Consider the following 16654-nt stretch of genomic DNA (forward strand, 5'->3'; position numbering starts at 1 on the left):
ATTTGGATGTAGTCATCAATGTTATAGGGAAGAAGATCATGGCGAACTCGCTTTACCAGAAGCACATCATCTCTATTCCAGAGCTTTCACGCGAAGAACTGGAACTTATCGTAGAAACAGCAGGTAGCCTTAAAAAAGCACCTCGACCAGAACTGATTAAAAACAAAGTCGTTGCAAGTTGTTTCTTTGAACCATCAACACGTACACGTTTATCGTTTGAAACAGCGATTCAGCGCATTGGTGGTGACGTGATTGGCTTTGATAATGATGGTAATACCTCTCTGGCGAAGAAAGGCGAAACACTCGCAGATTCAGTACAAGTCATCTCTTCTTACGTCGATGCCTTTGTGATGCGTCATCCACAAGAAGGCGCCGCTCGCTTGGCATCTGAATTTTCAAATGGCGTGCCAGTGATCAACGCGGGCGACGGTGCAAACCAACACCCAACTCAAACGCTACTCGACCTATACACCATCGCGGAAACACAAGGGCGTCTAGACAACCTGAACGTCGCATTCGTAGGTGACCTAAAATATGGCCGCACAGTGCACTCACTGACTCAAGCCTTAGCAAAGTTTAACAACATCCGCTTCTTCTTTGTTGCACCAGATGCGCTGGCAATGCCAGATTACATCTGCGAAGAACTAGACGAAGCTGGCATTCAATATAGCCTACACACAGACATGGAAAGTGTGATTCCTGAACTGGATATTCTGTACATGACACGCGTACAGAAAGAACGCTTTGACGAATCGGAATACGCACATATTAAGTCGGCTTACATCCTAACGGCGGCACTACTAGAAGGCGCGCGTGAGAACTTGAAAGTACTGCACCCACTACCACGTGTGGATGAAATCACAACTGATGTTGATAAAACGCCTCATGCTTACTTCTTCCAGCAAGCTCAAAATGGCGTGTATGCTCGCCAAGCACTGCTGGCGCTTGTTCTAAACGAAACACTGTAATCGAGGGGAAAAATCATGGCTAAAGAAACTCAATTGCAGGTAGAAGCAATCAAAAATGGTACGGTCATCGACCACATCCCTGCGCAAATCGGTATCAAAGTATTAAGACTGTTCGATATGCACAATTCATCACAACGCGTAACGATTGGACTGAACTTGCCATCATCAGCACTCGGTCATAAAGATCTACTCAAAATCGAAAATGTGTTTATCAATGAAGAGCAAGCGAGCAAGCTAGCGTTGTATGCTCCTCACGCGACCGTGAATCAAATCGAGAATTATGAAGTGGTGAAAAAGCTCGCGTTAGAGCTTCCTGAGCGCATCAATGATGTATTTGAATGCCCGAATTCAAACTGTATTTCTCATAATGAACCAGTAGAAAGCAGCTTTAGCGTGTTCGAGAAGAAACAAGAAATCCGCCTAAAGTGTAAATACTGCGAGAAAGTGTTCTCACGCGAGATCGTAACCGAGCGATAAACACGCCGCACGACTAGGCTGTGATACGTTTAAAATACCCTGCAATGTCAGGGTATTTTGCTCTTTACCTACCGAGGGTTTAGAGGCAAACTGAGAATCTTTATTCCCTACAACTGATGGAAAAAATCAAATGACGAAAGTACTTCACACTGAGTCTGCACCAGCAGCAATCGGTCCTTACGTTCAAGGCGTAGATCTAGGTAACATGGTTCTTACTTCAGGCCAAATCCCAGTAAACCCAGCGACAGGTGAAGTGTCTGCTGATATCGCAGAACAAGCTCGTCAGTCTCTAGAAAACGTAAAGGCTGTAGTTGAATCTTCAGGTCTTAAAGTATCTGATATTGTAAAGCTAACGGTTTTTGTTAAAGACCTAAATGACTTTGGCACAGTGAACGAAGTTTACGGCAAGTTCTTTGATGAGCACGGCGTAGCAAACTACCCTGCACGCTCTTGTGTAGAAGTGGCTCGCCTACCAAAAGATGTTGGCATCGAGATTGAAGCAATCGCTGTTCGCAAATAATTGCACTTGCTGACAAACATAAAAAAACGGGTAGCTCAGGCTACCCGTTTTTTATTGTCTTTTCGTGATGATATCGCAGTAAAACTTAAGCAGCGTTGCGCTGTTTGACTTCTTCATCTAACGATTCAAGCTTCTCTTTCATCTGTTCACGACAGATATTCGCTAACTCGCGAATGCCCTCTTTACCATAGCCTTCAGTGCTGATTGGAGGTAGCATTTCAACAATCACATGACCATTGTTCCAACGGTTCAGCTTAATTTTATTCGTCGAGCTACATACGATAGGAATGATTGGCACACCTGCACCAATTGCCGCATGAAAAGCACCTGTTTTGAATGGCAGCAAACCACGCCCACGAGAACGCGTGCCTTCTGGGAACATCCACACCGAAACATCACTTTCTTTCATGCTGCTCACGACCTGATCGATAGTACCTTTTGCTTTAGAACGATTCGCTCGGTCAATCAGAATGTTACCCGTAAGCCAGTAAAGCTGACCAAACAGTGGCATCCAAGCCAAGCTCTTTTTACCTACTGTCACAACTTTCGGAGTCACAGCCGCAGAAACAGTAAACATGTCCCAGTTGTTCTGGTGGTTAGCAATGTAAACATGTTGGCCGCGTGAATACGCATCTTCAGGGATACGTAACTCTAACTTAATCCCAAACACACGAGACATCTTGGCAAACAAACGGCCAAAAGTGAAAACGTGCTTAGGGTTTCTAGGGCTTAATAGGCAGTAACCACAACCACCAATAAACATAACAATCGCAAAGATAGCGACAGCAAATACACGTAACAGTGCAATCATTCTTGTTCTCCAGGAACCGGCTTTTGCCAGATACAGCTATTAATATCTCTCTTTCCATAAAGGGAAAATATGGTCATGAGAGTGATATAAAAAAGCCGAAACTCAGGTTTCGGCTCTCTTGATATCCAAGTTACCTGCGGTGCAGTTTAACTTGCCTAGCTCACTCGCTCAATATTTGCGCCAAGTGCAGCCAGTTTATTTTCGATTTTGTCGTAACCACGGTCGATATGGTAAATACGATCAACGACGGTTTCGCCTTTAGCAATGCAACCTGCAATAACCAAACTAGCCGAAGCTCGTAGATCGGTTGCCATCACTTGCGCACCGCTGAGTGACTCAACATCACCACAGATAACCGTATTGCCTTCGATCTCAGCTTTAGCGCCCATACGCATGAGTTCTGGTACGTGCATAAAGCGGTTTTCAAAGATAGTCTCTGTGATCACGCCGCCACCTTTCGCCATCATGTTCAGAAGCGTAAATTGAGCTTGCATATCCGTCGGGAAACCAGGATGTGGCGCAGTACGTACACTTACCGCTTTTAGCTCGCGGTCGGTCATATCAACGGAGATCCAATCTTCACCCGTTTCGACAAGCGCGCCAGCTTCTTCCAGCTTGGCGAGAACCGCTTCAAGCAAATGAGCATTAGTGTTGCGACATACCACTTTACCGCCAGATACTGCTGCTGCGACAAGGAATGTTCCCGTCTCAATACGGTCAGCAACCACGTTGTGTTTACAACCGCCTAGGCGCTCAACACCTTCAATCGTAATGGTATCTGTGCCAGCGCCAGAGATTTTTGCGCCAAGCTTATTTAGGAAATCAGCGGTATCGACGATTTCAGGCTCACGCGCAGCGTTATCTAGTGTTGTTGTGCCTTCCGCCAGCGTTGCGGCACACATGATGGTGATCGTCGCGCCTACGCTGACTTTATCCATCACGATGTGTGCGCCTTTTAGCCGACCATCCGCTTCTGCTTTCACATAACCATCTTCTAATGTAATGGTTGCGCCAAGCTGCTCTAAACCAGAAATATGCAGATCCACAGGACGAGCGCCAATAGCACAACCGCCTGGTAAAGAAACCTGACCTTGACCAAAGCGCGCCACCAAAGGACCTAAAGCCCAAATAGAAGCACGCATGGTTTTCACCAAATCATAAGGCGCGCAGTATTCTGTAATACTGCTTGGGTCAACATGAACAGAGCCATTGCGGCTTACTTTCGCGCCTAAACGCTTAAGCAATTCCATGGTTGTATCGATATCACGAAGGTGTGGTACGTTTGCCACTTCTACTGGCTCTTCCGCCAAGATAGACGCAAATAAAATCGGCAGTGCTGCGTTTTTTGCACCTGAAATGGTCACTTCACCAACTAGTGGTTTATCTGACCCAATAACTCGAAACTTTTCCATCAATAAACCTTAAAGCGACATCAATTTCTTATCACGAGCCCACTCTTCTGGTGTGAACGCTTTGATTGATAATGCGTGAATGTCGTTACGCTGGATGTATTCCATCAGAGGAGCATAAATTAGCTGCTGCTTCTTAACGCGGCTCATTCCATCGAAACAAGCATCAACAGCAACCACTTCATAGTGGCTACCTTCACCTTTCACATGCACTTCTTGAAGGTTTAGTGCTTCTTCTAATAACTGTTGTACTTTTGCGCTATCCACAATTTACCCCTGATAATTCTGTACGTGTTTGGCCACTAAAGATTCAACATTGCTCAGTTGAAACAAAGTGCGCAGTTGCGCCGGCACGAAACTGAGCATTATATGACAGTTTTGCTTTTTTGCATGCTCTAATAAGTGGATTAACATCACCATTCCTGCAGAGTCGACGCGCTCTATCTCTTTTAGCGAGCATTCCAGCTCCGATTGAGCAGGTTGCCATTGCTGTGCATACGCCCACAATGAAGGCACTGTATCTCTATCAAGTGCCCCTGTTAGCTTAAGAATGTTTTGATCCAATTGCCACTGAGCGGGAGTCTGGGCCATTATTTCTTCGCCTCGAAGCGGATCGGTTCTGCGGCCAATTTTTCTAGGTCTTTAGCAACAGATAGAATACCTTCTTGACGAATTTTACTGTTCCATTCGGATTGTTTACTAGAAAGCAAACTAATGCCCTCTGCAATCATATCGAATGCTTCCCACTCACCAGACTGGTTGTCTTTACGCAGTTTAAACTCAAGTTTGATGTTTGGACGCGGAGTATCGATGATATCAACTTTAATGCTTGTAATACGCTTAGAGTCATCAATGCTAGGCTCAGGACCAAACTCAATTTTTTGGTCAGAGTATTGCGTCAACACTTGTGCATAAGACGCAATCAGGTAAGCACGAAATGCATCGATAAACTCAAGTACATCTTCACGCTTAGCACCTTTTAAGTTTGGACCAAGAAGTTTTAACCCTGCATAGCGGTAGTTGACGTAAGGCATTAGCTCTTCTTCAACGATCACTTTAAGTAAATTTGGATCTTGTTTGATTTTCGGCTGTTCGGCTTTCAATCTTTCGAACGTGACTTCAGCTACCTGCTTCATCATCTTATAAGGTTCAGTTTTATCCACCTCTGCTGCTGTTGCTCCAAAGACGCTAAACACAGCACAAACTGAAAGTAGTAATCTCGCTAACATAGTTATTCCTTACTTGAGTCGTCTGAACCACCTACGCTGTATAGTACTTGACCAATTAAGTCTTCAAGCACAAGCGCCGATTTGGTGTCTTCGATGGTATCACCATCCACCAGCATGACTTCATCATCAAAAACGAAGCCAGGTACTAAACCAATGTATTGCTCACCAATCAGGCCAGATGTCAAAATTTGTACGCTCGACGTTTCTGGGAACTGATTGTATTTGCTATTGATAGATAGTGTTACAACTGGCAATAAGTTGTCTGGGTTAAGCGAAATACTACTTACTCGACCAATCACAACGCCCCCCACTTTTACGGGAGAACGAACTTTTAAACTGCCAATATTATCGAACTCGGCTTTGAGGGTATAAGTATCACCAGAGCCAATGCTTTTTACGTCAGCAACTTGAAAAATCATCACAAGAATCGCGCAAATTCCCGCTAATACAAAGCTGCCAACCCATAATTCAGTTTTACGTGTTTGTTGCATGATTAATTCCCAAACATCAATGCGGTCAGTACAAAGTCTAATCCTAGTACTGCTAAAGAAGAATGCACAACAGTGCGCGTAGTTGCTCGGCTGATCCCTTCCGATGTTGGAATAGCATCATAACCGTTAAATAGAGCGACCCAAGTAACCGTAATTGCAAACGCAAAACATTTGATCATACTGTTACCAATGTCTTGCCCTAGCTCAACAGAGGACTGCATCGCTGACCAAAAACTGCCGTGATCAACGCCTTTCCAGTCAACACCAACAAGCTGAGCGCCCCAAATTCCCACAGCCATGAAAATCATAGCCAGTAAAGGCATTGAGATAACCCCAGCCCAAAACCGTGGTGCAATCACTCGTTTCAATGGGTCTACCGCCATCATTTCAAGGCTAGACAGTTGTTCCGTTGCTTTCATTAGACCTATCTCTGCGGTTAACGCAGAACCGGCACGACCAGCAAACAAAAGTGCAGTAACAACGGGTCCTAATTCACGGAGTAACGAAAGCGCTACCATTTGCCCCAAACTGCCTTCTGCGCCGTAATCCACCAACACAACATAGCCTTGTAGACTCAAAACCATTCCAATGAACAGACCAGATACGACGATGATCGCTAGCGACTGAACACCAACAGAATAAAGTTGCTTAACAAGCAGAGGAAAGCTTCTGATCGGTTGTGGCTTAGAAAATAGCGCCCCAATCAACATGAAAGTCGCACGACCAAATGCTCCGCAAATAGAAAGCGTGCGTCGACCCAGCGAGGCGACAAAGTGAATGAAGTTATCGACCATCAAATAAGTCCTTTTCGATACTTTGAGAAGGGAAACGAAACGGTACAGGACCGTCGGCATCACCTTGTAAGAACTGCTGGACACGAGGATCAGAGTTTTGAGTCAGCTCTTCTGGCGTACCATAGGCGATGATTTTTCCATCGGCCATCAGGTATACCCAGTCAGCAATACTCATGACTTCAGGTACGTCGTGAGAAACCACAATAGAGGTCAAACCTAACGCTTGGTTTAGATTGCTAATTAGCTCAACCAAAACGCCCATAGTGATTGGGTCTTGCCCCACAAACGGCTCATCGTACATGATCAGGTCAGGGTCAAGTGCGATTGCACGAGCCAAAGCAGCGCGTCTTGCCATACCACCTGAAAGCTCACTCGGCATTAATTGCGCCGCGCCGCGTAGACCGACAGCTTCGAGCTTGAGTAACACCATGGTGCGAATCAAATCTTCCGATAAATCGGTATGCTCTCTCAATGGAAAGGCGACATTATCAAAAACATTCAAATCAGTGAATAAAGCCCCTGACTGGAACAACATGCTCATTTTCTTTCGAGCATGGTAGAGTTTTTTACGCGAGAGAGAGGGAATATTGTCTCCATCAAACCAGATCTCTCCTTGCTCGGGATACAACTGACCACCAATCAAACGCAGCAGTGTTGTTTTACCAATTCCCGATGGTCCCATAATGGCCGTCACTTTGCCCTCAGGAACATGCAGATCAATATCATCAAAGATCATGCGTTCTCCCCGTGAAAAAGTGAGGTTGTTCACGGTGACTAAATCGTTGTTCGACATATCATCTCTTCTACTGTAGGAGCGTTGCAACTCACGGAATCATCAAGCAGATACTCATCGGAGTTGAATTCTACGTTTAATAAAGTAACGTCGGTACATTTATTAGGCTGCAATCATAAGCACATTGGCGTTGAATTTAAAGCACTGTTCAATTAAATAAAGTCGACTATATCCCTGCAATTTCTCATGGTTTATGACCTAATTAGCACGAAGTGTTTAAATCCTAGACCAGAATTGCTCATTTAAATGAGTGAGATTTACATACATTTTCGTTACTAACCTTTAATTTATTCTTCGTTTATCTTCCATTTTAGGCCGCAAAAGGTCAAAATTAGCGGTTATTCATTTTACTTATTTAATACTTAGGAATTCTCATGCTCGAAGCCGTTGCGTTGCTTATAGTCGGTCTTGTTTTGCTTGTTTGGAGTGCAGATAAACTTGTTTTTGGCTCTGCAGCGATAGCCCGCAACGTCGGTATTTCCCCGCTTGTCATCGGCATGACAATCCTTGCGATGGGCTCATCTGCCCCTGAGATGATGGTATCTGCAACCGCTGCTTGGGATGGTAAAACAGATACAGCGGTGGGTAACGTATTAGGCTCAAACATAGCGAACATTGCGTTAATCCTAGGTATTACAGCGCTGATCAAGCCTTTGTCGATTAGCTCCGCCGTCATCCGCCGAGAGCTTCCACTCATGATAGCCGTAACCGTACTCGCTGGTATTCTGCTTTGGAATAGCCATCTCGGTTTTTATGAGGGTGTCTTATTGTTTGTACTCTTTGGGGCATTTTTATTTGCTATGTTGCAAATCAGCCGCAAAGAGCAAAAATCAGGTGATGTTTTTCTTGATGACCAAGAGTCAGAGATCCCTGAAGGCGTCAGTAACCCTAAAGCAATCATGTGGGTGGTTATTGGCTTGATACTGCTTCCTTTGGCAGCCAGCATGCTGGTTGATAACGCGGTAATTATTGCTAAACACTTTGGTATGAGCGACCTTGTTATCGGTCTAACTATTATCGCCATTGGCACTAGCCTGCCTGAACTGGCCGCATCACTTGCGGGAGTTTTAAAGGGTGAAGACGACATGGCTGTCGGTAACATTATCGGTTCGAATGTGTTTAACATTCTGGCGGTAATGGGGATTCCTGGCATCATTAATCCATCGGTGCTCAGTGAGTACGCGATGGGACGTGACTTCTGGGTCATGTTAGGCGTTTCATTGTTACTTGTCGCGATGTGTTTGGGTAAATCACGCAGTATTAACCGTATTGAAGGTGCCATCTTGTTTGTGTGCTTCTTAGGTTACCAAGTGTACTTATTCGCAAACATGACCGCTTAATTACCACGATCAATAAGTAGAGATCTGATATGTCCAATCAATTTGATTTTCGCGCTGCTGCTAAACAAGTTCTTGATATCGAAGTTGCTGCTCTGCAAGAGCTAGATACCTACTTTGATGATCAATTTGAAAAAGCGTGTGAACTTATCCTTTCCAACAACGGCAAAGTTGTCGTTATGGGTATTGGCAAGTCAGGCCATATTGGTAACAAGATTGCCGCCACTCTGGCAAGCACTGGGACTTCGGCGTTTTTCGTTCATCCAGGCGAAGCCGCACATGGTGACTTGGGTATGATTAGCCCTGGTGACATTGTGCTGGCAATTTCTAACTCTGGTGAATCAAACGAAATTCTGTCTCTATTTCCAGTATTAAAGCGCCTGAATATTAAGATCATCAGCATGACAGGTAAGCCAGAATCAAATATGGCCAAGCTGTCTGACTTACACCTGCAAATTACGGTACCTCAAGAAGCTTGTCCGTTAGGCCTGGCGCCAACTAGCAGTACGACTGCCACATTAGTGATGGGAGATGCATTAGCCGTAGCTCTGCTTCAAGCTCGTGGTTTTTCTGCCGAAGATTTTGCCCTATCTCACCCAGGTGGTGCACTGGGGAGAAAACTGCTACTTAAGTTGTCTGATATTATGCACTTTGGAGAAGCGTTACCTAAAGTTTCTCCTGACGCATTAATTCGCGATGCCCTGCTTGAAATTTCAGAAAAGGGGTTAGGCATGACAGCCATCGTCGATGAGCACGATGCTATGCTTGGTATATTCACCGATGGTGATTTACGTCGTACCTTAGACAAGCGTATCGATATTCATACGACGGCAATTGGCGAGGTCATGACGACAAACCCAACCACAGCACACCCTGATATGCTGGCGGTTGAAGGTTTGAACTTGATGCAGAATAAAAACATTAATGCTCTGATTTTATGTAAAGACGAAAAAATTGTGGGTGCACTGAACATGCACGATTTACTAAAAGCTGGCGTGATGTAATATCAGCACAAACATTTAAATCATTTATTAGACGAATAAAGGCAATGGTCAGGGAAGTACTGAGCTAAACGATAGGCCTTCATTATATGAGTTTTACTCGCCTTATTTATTTGCTCTTGATCTTCGTTGTAGCGTGGTGCGGTTATTACCTACTAACCCCTAAAGGCAACGATGCAATTCAAGTAGCACCAGATTCTGAACTGCCCATGTTCAGTGGTTCTGGATTAGAAAACATCACCTACGGTGAAGATGGTGTCCGCAGTTACATCATTCGCTCCACTAACTTAGACCATTATGCTAAGAGTGGAGATACTATTTTTAATAACCCGACTTTGATGGTTTACCGTGAAGGAAGCGTCATTGAATGGAAGGTGACTGCCACAAGAGCAGTGTTAGATGAAGACCAAGTTTTGACTTTATATGACAAAGTCTTAATGCAAAATCTTCTGCCTGGTGCGAGTTTTGATACCATGGCAACAGACAAATTGGTCATTAATCTAACCAATCGTGATTTTAAAGCTGACCAACAAGTAATGTTGGTTGGACCACAATTTGAAACTACTGGAGGCGCAATGCAAGGTAACCTAAAACAGCATACTGCGACTCTGACAGATGAAGTTCAAGGTCGATATGAAACCGTTACACCTTAGCCTACTGGCACTGGTATTGGCGGCGCCTCAAGCGCTGGCACTCAAGTCGGATACTCAACAGCCGGTTTACATAAACTCTGACACCCAACAGGTTGATATGAAGAGTAACCAGGTTGTTTTTGAAGGCGATGTATCTCTTAAGCAAGGGAGCATCAATATCGATGCTGATAGAATCGTGGTAACTCGCGATCCTAAAACCGAAGCAATTAAACAGATTCAAGCATTTGGTAAACCTGCGAAGTTTTCTCAGCTGATGGACGATGGTAAAACACTTAGTGGTCAAGCTACGGAGTTGGATTACCGTATTTCTACAGACGAACTGACCATGAAAGGTCAAGCGCAGCTGGCACAAGACAACAACACCATCAAAGGTTCTTCGATTCGTTACCAAATTGGTAAACAAAAGCTAGTCGCAGATAGCTCTAAGGAAGAGCGCGTTACGACCATTTTGCAACCCAATCAGATAGAGAACTAATATGGCAGTACTGAGTGCGAAAAACTTGGCGAAAAGCTACAAAAAACGCAAAGTCGTCACTGATGTTAGCTTAGAAGTTGAATCTGGTCAGATTGTTGGGCTACTCGGTCCAAACGGTGCGGGTAAAACCACCTCGTTTTACATGATTGTCGGCTTAGTACCTCGTGATGAGGGCACCATTACCATTGACGACAATGACATCAGTATTTTACCGATGCATAGCCGTTCACGCCTTGGCATTGGCTATCTTCCGCAAGAAGCGTCGATTTTCCGTAAGCTTTCAGTAGAAGATAACATCATGGCCGTACTTGAAACTCGTCAAGAAATGACGAGGGAAGAGCGCCAAGATAAACTGGAAGATTTGTTGGAAGAATTCCACATCCAGCACATCAGAACCAGTGCTGGTATGGCACTATCAGGGGGTGAACGACGCAGGGTGGAAATCGCTCGAGCTTTAGCGGCCAACCCTCAGTTCATTTTATTGGATGAACCTTTCGCTGGTGTTGACCCAATTTCGGTTAATGACATCAAGAAAATCATTGAGCATCTGCGCGATCGTGGTCTCGGAGTGTTAATCACTGACCATAATGTACGTGAAACACTGGACGTATGTGAAAAAGCCTATATCGTGAGCCAAGGGCACCTAATTGCATCGGGAACTCCGGCAGAAGTTCTCAATAATGAACAGGTGAAACAAGTTTATCTCGGCGAACAATTCCGTCTATGATTATATTAGGAACGGTAAGATTCTGAGCATTACAAGGTAAGTAACACTGAATGAAACCTTCATTACAACTCAAGCTAGGTCAGCAGTTAGCCATGACGCCACAGTTGCAGCAAGCGATTCGCTTATTGCAATTGTCGACACTCGATCTTCAACAAGAAATCCAAGAAGCGTTGGACTCAAACCCATTATTGGAAGTTGAAGAAGGCCAAGACGAGCCTCTAGCAAACGGTGAAGATAAGTCAGCGGTCGAGGCTGCTGATAGCAACAGTGCTAGCGAACCAACAGAAATTGACGTTCCAGATAGCTCCGATGTGATAGAGAAATCAGAAATTAGCTCTGAACTTGAAATCGACACGACTTGGGATGACGTCTACAGCGCGAATACTGGTAGCACTGGCTTAGCTCTTGATGATGATATGCCCGTCTACCAAGGCGAAACCACTGAATCATTACATGATTACCTCATGTGGCAGCTTGATCTAACACCATTCAGTGAAACCGACCGCACGATTGCATTAGCGATTATTGACGCTGTTGACGACTACGGCTATTTAACTTTGTCGCCTGAAGAGATTCATGAGAGCTTCGATAATGAAGAGATAGAGTTAGACGAAGTAGAAGCTGTTCGTAAACGCATTCAACAATTCGATCCTCTTGGCGTTGCATCGCGTAACTTACAAGAATGTTTGTTACTGCAACTGACGACCTTCCCAGAAGACACGCCGTGGCTTGCTGAAGCCAAAATGATACTTGCGGATCATATTGATCACCTAGGCAACCGAGACTACAAGCTCGTCATCAAAGAGACTAAGCTGAAAGAAGCCGATCTTCGTGAAGTCTTAAAGCTTATCCAACAGTTAGATCCTCGTCCAGGTAGTCGCATCACTCCTGATGATACCGAGTACGTAATTCCAGACGTATCCGTTTTTAAAGACAATGGCAAATGGACCGTTTCTATAAACCCGGATAGCGTGCCAAAATTAAAAGTAAATCAACAATATGCTCAATTAGGCAAAGGTAATAGCGCGGATAGCCAGTACATCCGCAGCAATTTGCAAGAGGCAAAATGGTTAATTAAGAGCTTAGAGAGTAGAAACGAGACGCTACTCAAAGTTGCAAGATGTATTGTTGAACATCAACAAGATTTCTTCGAGTATGGTGAGGAAGCCATGAAGCCAATGGTACTCAATGATGTCGCTTTGGCTGTGGACATGCATGAATCCACGATTTCTCGTGTAACAACGCAAAAGTTTATGCATACACCACGTGGTATTTTTGAATTGAAGTACTTCTTCTCTAGCCATGTTAGTACTGACAACGGCGGAGAATGTTCGTCAACAGCAATTCGTGCACTCATTAAAAAACTGGTCGCAGCAGAGAATACTGCCAAACCACTGAGTGATAGCAAGATTGCTGCTCTTCTGGCTGACCAAGGGATTCAGGTCGCAAGACGTACGATAGCCAAATATCGCGAATCCTTGGGAATTGCCCCTTCAAGTCAGCGTAAACGCCTATTATAAGGCACTAACTGAAAAGGAAAGTCTATGCAAATCAATATTCAAGGCCATCACGTTGATCTTACCGATTCAATGCAAGACTATGTAAATTCTAAGTTTCAGAAGCTCGAAAGGTTCTTCGACCATATCAATCAAGTGCATGTTGTACTAAAAGTTGAAAAAATTACTCAAATCGCGGAAGCTACGCTTCACATAAATCAAGGCGAAATCCACGCATCAGCCGATGACGAAAATATGTATGCCGCGATCGATTCGCTGGTAGATAAATTGGTTCGCCAACTTAATAAGCACAAAGAAAAACTAAACAGTCATTAATCATGCAACTGAGCGAAATACTGTCATTGGACTGCACCAAAAGTGCGGTCCACTGCACGAGTAAAAAACGCGCCCTTGAAATGATCAGCCGTATCGTGGCTGATCAAACGGGCCAAGATTCTACCGAGCTGTTCGAATGCATGCTCAATAGAGAAAAAATGGGCAGTACCGGTATCGGAAACGGTATTGCGATCCCTCACGCGAGAATGCAATCAAGCGACAAGGCCATTGCTGTCTTACTGCAATGTGATGAAGCAATCGAATTTGATGCGATTGACAATCGACCTGTCGATCTTCTTTTTGCGCTCCTTGTACCAGAAGAACAGTGCAAAGAGCACCTCAAGACTCTATCCTCTATGGCAGAACGTCTGAGCGATAAGCAAGTATTAAAACTACTGCGTAATGCTCAGAGTGATGAAGAACTTTACGACATCATGATTCACCAATAAGCAGGACTAACTCCATGCGACTAATCGTTGTTAGCGGGCACTCAGGTGCCGGTAAAAGTATTGCGCTTCGTGTACTGGAAGACTTAGGTTACTACTGTGTTGATAACCTGCCAGTTAACTTGCTAGACGCATTTGTTCATTCTGTTGCTGACAGCAAACAGAATGTTGCAGTCAGCATTGATATTCGCAATATTCCTAAAAAGCTAAAAGAACTGACGAGTACACTAGAACAGTTAAAAACTGAGCTTGATGTGACCGTGCTTTTCTTGGACGCTAATAAAGAAACGCTACTCAAACGCTACAGTGAAACACGCCGAATTCACCCGTTATCTTTAGGTGGCACCTCCCTCTCGCTCGATCAAGCCATCGAGCGTGAGAAGCAAATTTTGACGCCACTCAAAGCGCATGCAGATCTGGTCCTAAATAGTAGTGGGCAGTCTTTGCATGAATTGAGTGAAACCGTGCGTATGCGCGTTGAAGGCAGAGATCGCAAAGGGCTCGTTATGGTATTTGAGTCTTTTGGTTTTAAATACGGCCTGCCTTCCGATGCCGATTACGTATTCGACGTTCGCTTCTTACCTAACCCACATTGGGAACCAGCACTACGCCCGCTTACAGGTCTGGATGCTCCTATCGCCGCATTTTTAGAGCAACACCAATCGGTGTTAAGTTTGAAATATCAAATTGAAAGCTTTATAGAGAATTGGTTACCTCTACTTGAGAAAAACAACCGCAGCTACCTGACCGTTGCAATCGGTTGTACTGGTGGTAAGCACCGCTCGGTGTACTTAACTCAGCAAATCGGTGAATACTTCGCCAACAAAGGACACCAAGTACAAATTCGCCATACCTCACTAGAGAAAAACGCTAAGGAATAGCCGTGGAGTTAAGTCGTAAAGTATTGATTCAAAACCGCCTTGGCTTACATGCTCGTGCAGCAGTCAAACTGGTCGAACTGGCACAGAGCTTTGAAGCGGTCATCACCATCGACAATGAAGAAGACAAAACCGCCACAGCAGACAGCGTAATGGGCCTGTTAATGCTAGAGTCCGCTCAAGGACAATACGTCACGATCCACGCAACGGGTGGGCAAGCGGAAGAAGCACTGGATGCCGTTTGCCACTTGATCGAAGATAAATTTGATGAAGGCGAGTAGTTTACTCGCTTTTTTCTTACCTCCCATTATCTTTCTCTTCCCTGACCTAATAAATAAATTTGCTTAGTATCATAAGTTGTTATTAAAAGGCGCCTAGAATTAAGTTATTATTCAACGCATTGTAAATATCAGGAATTGGGAGGAATGAATGGCAGAGCAAATTGAATTCGACCAAGCTCACCAAGCCCTCCAAGAAGTCACAGAAGCGCTAGAAAATGGCCGCTTCGTCCATGTTCGTCGTCAATTACAGGACATGGAACCTGAGGATATCGCTCACCTTTTAGAAGCCTCCCCACGGAAGAGCCGTGAAGTTCTTTGGCAACTCACCGACCCTGAAGATTATGGTGAAATCCTTGACGAGCTGAACGAAGACGTCAAAGACAGCCTCGTATCCAAAATGGCACCAGAAGCGCTTGCAGAAGCGACAGAAGGCATGGATACCGATGACGTGGCTTACGTACTGCGTAGCTTGCCTGACAACCTGTCACGCGAAGTCCTGTCGCAAATGGACTCCTCTGACCGTCTACGGGTCGAAACCGCCCTATCCTACCCAGAAGACACTGCGGGTGGACTGATGAACACCGACGTCATCACAATTCGTGGTGACGTCGATGTGGACGTAGTTTTGCGTTATCTACGTATGAAAGGCGAGCTTCCAGAAGCTACGGATGCCCTGTATGTGATCGATGAAGAGAGTAAGCTCATCGGTGAACTGCCGATCACGACGCTTATTACCACTCAGCCAGACGTAAAAATCATTGATGTAATGGAAGACGCGGACGAGGCCATCACCGTCGATACTAGCGACTCAGATGTTGCGAGTCTGTTCGAACGCCGTAATTGGGTATCTGCACCTGTTGTTGATGAAAACTTGCATTTGGTCGGTCGTATCACCATCGATGACGTGGTTGACGTTATTCGTGAAGACGCGGAACACTCGATGATGAGTATGGCGGGTATGGACGATGACGAAGATACTTTCGCGCCTGTTGTAAAATCAGCTCGCAAACGCAGTATCTGGCTTGGCGCTAACGTATTAGCCGCCCTTGCTGCTGCTTCCGTTTCTAACATGTTTGAGGCCACATTAGACCAAATGGCCGCCATTGCGGTATTGATGACGATTGTTCCGTCCATGGGTGGTGTCGCTGGTAACCAAACCGTCGCACTAGTGATTCGTGGTCTTGCTCTTGGTCATATCGGTGACTCAAACAAACGCGAACTGTTAATGAAAGAAGCCTCGATCGGCTTACTCAACGGTATCATGTGGGCGCTGATTATTGGTGGTATTGTTGTTGCTTGGAAAGGTAACTGGATGCTCGGAGGAATCATTTCCGCCGCCATGCTGACCAACTTATTGGTCGCAGGTATTGCAGGAGTAACGATTCCAATCCTATTGAAAAAAATGAACATCGATCCTGCTTTAGCTGGTGGTATGGCATTAACAACGGTGACGGATGTGATTGGTTTATCTGTCTTCTTAGGGCTTGCCACAATACTGATTACCTAACAGAAAAAACGAAAAAGCCTGATGA

The 16654-nt window shown here is 44.9% G+C and carries 22 protein-coding genes; 14 read left to right on the plus strand and 8 right to left on the minus strand.

Features of this window, described 5'->3' with window-relative positions:
• Positions 1–38 precede the first annotated feature (38 nt).
• The 3 genes from pyrB to R7P69_RS18640 all read left to right on the plus strand — a co-directional run bounded on the left by pyrB (position 39) and on the right by R7P69_RS18640 (position 1965).
• On the plus strand, positions 39–968 hold the full coding sequence (pyrB, locus tag R7P69_RS18630) for an aspartate carbamoyltransferase (RefSeq protein ID WP_005381085.1): 930 nt from the start codon (positions 39–41) through the stop codon (positions 966–968).
• Between the two features lie 15 nt (positions 969–983).
• Positions 984–1445 (plus strand): aspartate carbamoyltransferase regulatory subunit, encoded by a 462-nt coding sequence (gene pyrI / locus R7P69_RS18635; protein WP_005381086.1) that lies wholly within the window; start codon positions 984–986, stop codon positions 1443–1445.
• A 130-nt stretch (positions 1446–1575) separates the two neighbouring features.
• Positions 1576–1965, plus strand: coding sequence for a RidA family protein (locus tag R7P69_RS18640; RefSeq protein ID WP_005381087.1), 390 nt, complete (start codon positions 1576–1578; stop codon positions 1963–1965).
• A gap of 85 nt (positions 1966–2050) precedes the next feature.
• On the opposite strand, the gene R7P69_RS18645 is transcribed toward R7P69_RS18640, so the two are convergent.
• The 8 genes from R7P69_RS18645 to mlaF all read right to left on the minus strand — a co-directional run bounded on the left by R7P69_RS18645 (position 2051) and on the right by mlaF (position 7492).
• A complete protein-coding gene (locus tag R7P69_RS18645; RefSeq protein ID WP_005381088.1) occupies positions 2051–2776 on the minus strand; it encodes a 1-acylglycerol-3-phosphate O-acyltransferase in 726 nt (241 codons plus the stop codon).
• A 155-nt stretch (positions 2777–2931) separates the two neighbouring features.
• Positions 2932–4188 (minus strand): UDP-N-acetylglucosamine 1-carboxyvinyltransferase, encoded by a 1257-nt coding sequence (gene murA / locus R7P69_RS18650; protein ID WP_213912446.1) that lies wholly within the window; start codon positions 4186–4188, stop codon positions 2932–2934.
• A gap of 9 nt (positions 4189–4197) precedes the next feature.
• On the minus strand, positions 4198–4452 hold the full coding sequence (ibaG, locus tag R7P69_RS18655) for a BolA family iron metabolism protein IbaG (protein ID WP_005381092.1): 255 nt from the start codon (positions 4450–4452) through the stop codon (positions 4198–4200).
• Positions 4453–4455: 3 nt separating this feature from the next.
• On the minus strand, positions 4456–4776 hold the full coding sequence (locus R7P69_RS18660; RefSeq protein ID WP_025767617.1) for a lipid asymmetry maintenance protein MlaB: 321 nt from the start codon (positions 4774–4776) through the stop codon (positions 4456–4458).
• Positions 4776–5414 carry a phospholipid-binding protein MlaC gene (gene mlaC, locus R7P69_RS18665; RefSeq protein ID WP_005381098.1) on the minus strand — a complete coding sequence of 213 codons (639 nt, stop codon included), beginning with the start codon at positions 5412–5414 and terminating at the stop codon, positions 4776–4778. Before mlaC ends, R7P69_RS18660 begins: the two co-directional genes overlap by 1 nt.
• Positions 5415–5416: 2 nt before the next feature.
• Positions 5417–5905, minus strand: coding sequence for an outer membrane lipid asymmetry maintenance protein MlaD (mlaD, locus tag R7P69_RS18670; protein WP_005381099.1), 489 nt, complete (start codon positions 5903–5905; stop codon positions 5417–5419).
• A gap of 2 nt (positions 5906–5907) precedes the next feature.
• Positions 5908–6699: a lipid asymmetry maintenance ABC transporter permease subunit MlaE gene (mlaE, locus tag R7P69_RS18675; protein ID WP_005381100.1), complete on the minus strand. Its 792-nt coding sequence runs from the start codon at positions 6697–6699 to the stop codon at positions 5908–5910.
• A complete protein-coding gene (gene mlaF / locus R7P69_RS18680) occupies positions 6689–7492 on the minus strand; it encodes a phospholipid ABC transporter ATP-binding protein MlaF (protein ID WP_005388422.1) in 804 nt (267 codons plus the stop codon). The genes mlaE and mlaF overlap by 11 nt, the downstream gene beginning before the upstream one ends.
• A 374-nt stretch (positions 7493–7866) precedes the next feature.
• On the opposite strand from mlaF, the gene R7P69_RS18685 reads away from it, so the two are divergent.
• The 11 genes from R7P69_RS18685 to mgtE all read left to right on the plus strand — a co-directional run bounded on the left by R7P69_RS18685 (position 7867) and on the right by mgtE (position 16629).
• Positions 7867–8832, plus strand: coding sequence for a calcium/sodium antiporter (locus R7P69_RS18685; RefSeq protein ID WP_005381102.1), 966 nt, complete (start codon positions 7867–7869; stop codon positions 8830–8832).
• Positions 8833–8861: 29 nt separating this feature from the next.
• Entirely contained in the window at positions 8862–9833 is a 972-nt protein-coding gene (kdsD, locus tag R7P69_RS18690) for an arabinose-5-phosphate isomerase KdsD (RefSeq protein WP_005381104.1), read from the plus strand.
• A gap of 86 nt (positions 9834–9919) precedes the next feature.
• On the plus strand, positions 9920–10483 hold the full coding sequence (gene lptC / locus R7P69_RS18695; protein ID WP_005381106.1) for an LPS export ABC transporter periplasmic protein LptC: 564 nt from the start codon (positions 9920–9922) through the stop codon (positions 10481–10483).
• Complete coding sequence (gene lptA, locus R7P69_RS18700) at positions 10464–10958, plus strand: lipopolysaccharide transport periplasmic protein LptA (RefSeq protein WP_005381109.1); 495 nt, start codon at positions 10464–10466, stop codon at positions 10956–10958. Before lptC ends, lptA begins: the two co-directional genes overlap by 20 nt.
• Before the next feature lies 1 nt (position 10959).
• Positions 10960–11685: an LPS export ABC transporter ATP-binding protein gene (lptB, locus tag R7P69_RS18705; RefSeq protein ID WP_005381111.1), complete on the plus strand. Its 726-nt coding sequence runs from the start codon at positions 10960–10962 to the stop codon at positions 11683–11685.
• 50 nt (positions 11686–11735) lie between these two features.
• Positions 11736–13205, plus strand: coding sequence for an RNA polymerase factor sigma-54 (locus R7P69_RS18710; protein WP_005381112.1), 1470 nt, complete (start codon positions 11736–11738; stop codon positions 13203–13205).
• A 24-nt stretch (positions 13206–13229) separates the two neighbouring features.
• The gene (gene hpf / locus R7P69_RS18715; protein ID WP_005381114.1) at positions 13230–13517 is read left to right on the plus strand and encodes a ribosome hibernation promoting factor; all 288 of its coding nucleotides are present in this window, start codon (positions 13230–13232) and stop codon (positions 13515–13517) included.
• A gap of 2 nt (positions 13518–13519) precedes the next feature.
• A complete protein-coding gene (gene ptsN / locus R7P69_RS18720) occupies positions 13520–13966 on the plus strand; it encodes a PTS IIA-like nitrogen regulatory protein PtsN (RefSeq protein WP_005381116.1) in 447 nt (148 codons plus the stop codon).
• Between the two features lie 14 nt (positions 13967–13980).
• Positions 13981–14844 (plus strand): RNase adapter RapZ, encoded by an 864-nt coding sequence (gene rapZ, locus R7P69_RS18725; RefSeq protein ID WP_005381118.1) that lies wholly within the window; start codon positions 13981–13983, stop codon positions 14842–14844.
• A 2-nt stretch (positions 14845–14846) separates the two neighbouring features.
• On the plus strand, positions 14847–15122 hold the full coding sequence (locus R7P69_RS18730) for an HPr family phosphocarrier protein (protein ID WP_005381120.1): 276 nt from the start codon (positions 14847–14849) through the stop codon (positions 15120–15122).
• Between the two features lie 148 nt (positions 15123–15270).
• Positions 15271–16629, plus strand: coding sequence for a magnesium transporter (gene mgtE / locus R7P69_RS18735; RefSeq protein ID WP_005381121.1), 1359 nt, complete (start codon positions 15271–15273; stop codon positions 16627–16629).
• Positions 16630–16654: the final 25 nt, after the last annotated feature.

The sequence above is a fragment of the Vibrio sp. 661 genome, assembly GCF_033339315.1.
Classification (GTDB): Bacteria; Pseudomonadota; Gammaproteobacteria; order Enterobacterales; family Vibrionaceae; genus Vibrio; species Vibrio alginolyticus.

What these genes read in the sequence shown, in the direction of transcription:
- mlaF (WP_005388422.1), bottom strand. Translation starts at nt 7,492, where the DNA reads ATGTCGAACAACGATTTAGTCACCGTGAACAACCTCACTTTTTCACGG.
- lptA (WP_005381109.1), top strand. Translation starts at nt 10,464, where the DNA reads ATGAAACCGTTACACCTTAGCCTACTGGCACTGGTATTGGCGGCGCCT.
- ptsN (WP_005381116.1), top strand. Translation starts at nt 13,520, where the DNA reads ATGCAACTGAGCGAAATACTGTCATTGGACTGCACCAAAAGTGCGGTC.
- R7P69_RS18685 (WP_005381102.1), top strand. Translation starts at nt 7,867, where the DNA reads ATGCTCGAAGCCGTTGCGTTGCTTATAGTCGGTCTTGTTTTGCTTGTT.
- R7P69_RS18660 (WP_025767617.1), bottom strand. Translation starts at nt 4,776, where the DNA reads ATGGCCCAGACTCCCGCTCAGTGGCAATTGGATCAAAACATTCTTAAG.
- mgtE (WP_005381121.1), top strand. Translation starts at nt 15,271, where the DNA reads ATGGCAGAGCAAATTGAATTCGACCAAGCTCACCAAGCCCTCCAAGAA.
- lptC (WP_005381106.1), top strand. Translation starts at nt 9,920, where the DNA reads ATGAGTTTTACTCGCCTTATTTATTTGCTCTTGATCTTCGTTGTAGCG.
- R7P69_RS18640 (WP_005381087.1), top strand. Translation starts at nt 1,576, where the DNA reads ATGACGAAAGTACTTCACACTGAGTCTGCACCAGCAGCAATCGGTCCT.
- kdsD (WP_005381104.1), top strand. Translation starts at nt 8,862, where the DNA reads ATGTCCAATCAATTTGATTTTCGCGCTGCTGCTAAACAAGTTCTTGAT.
- R7P69_RS18710 (WP_005381112.1), top strand. Translation starts at nt 11,736, where the DNA reads ATGAAACCTTCATTACAACTCAAGCTAGGTCAGCAGTTAGCCATGACG.
- lptB (WP_005381111.1), top strand. Translation starts at nt 10,960, where the DNA reads ATGGCAGTACTGAGTGCGAAAAACTTGGCGAAAAGCTACAAAAAACGC.
- hpf (WP_005381114.1), top strand. Translation starts at nt 13,230, where the DNA reads ATGCAAATCAATATTCAAGGCCATCACGTTGATCTTACCGATTCAATG.
- pyrI (WP_005381086.1), top strand. Translation starts at nt 984, where the DNA reads ATGGCTAAAGAAACTCAATTGCAGGTAGAAGCAATCAAAAATGGTACG.
- pyrB (WP_005381085.1), top strand. Translation starts at nt 39, where the DNA reads ATGGCGAACTCGCTTTACCAGAAGCACATCATCTCTATTCCAGAGCTT.
- mlaE (WP_005381100.1), bottom strand. Translation starts at nt 6,699, where the DNA reads ATGGTCGATAACTTCATTCACTTTGTCGCCTCGCTGGGTCGACGCACG.
- mlaD (WP_005381099.1), bottom strand. Translation starts at nt 5,905, where the DNA reads ATGCAACAAACACGTAAAACTGAATTATGGGTTGGCAGCTTTGTATTA.
- mlaC (WP_005381098.1), bottom strand. Translation starts at nt 5,414, where the DNA reads ATGTTAGCGAGATTACTACTTTCAGTTTGTGCTGTGTTTAGCGTCTTT.
- rapZ (WP_005381118.1), top strand. Translation starts at nt 13,981, where the DNA reads ATGCGACTAATCGTTGTTAGCGGGCACTCAGGTGCCGGTAAAAGTATT.
- murA (WP_213912446.1), bottom strand. Translation starts at nt 4,188, where the DNA reads ATGGAAAAGTTTCGAGTTATTGGGTCAGATAAACCACTAGTTGGTGAA.
- R7P69_RS18645 (WP_005381088.1), bottom strand. Translation starts at nt 2,776, where the DNA reads ATGATTGCACTGTTACGTGTATTTGCTGTCGCTATCTTTGCGATTGTT.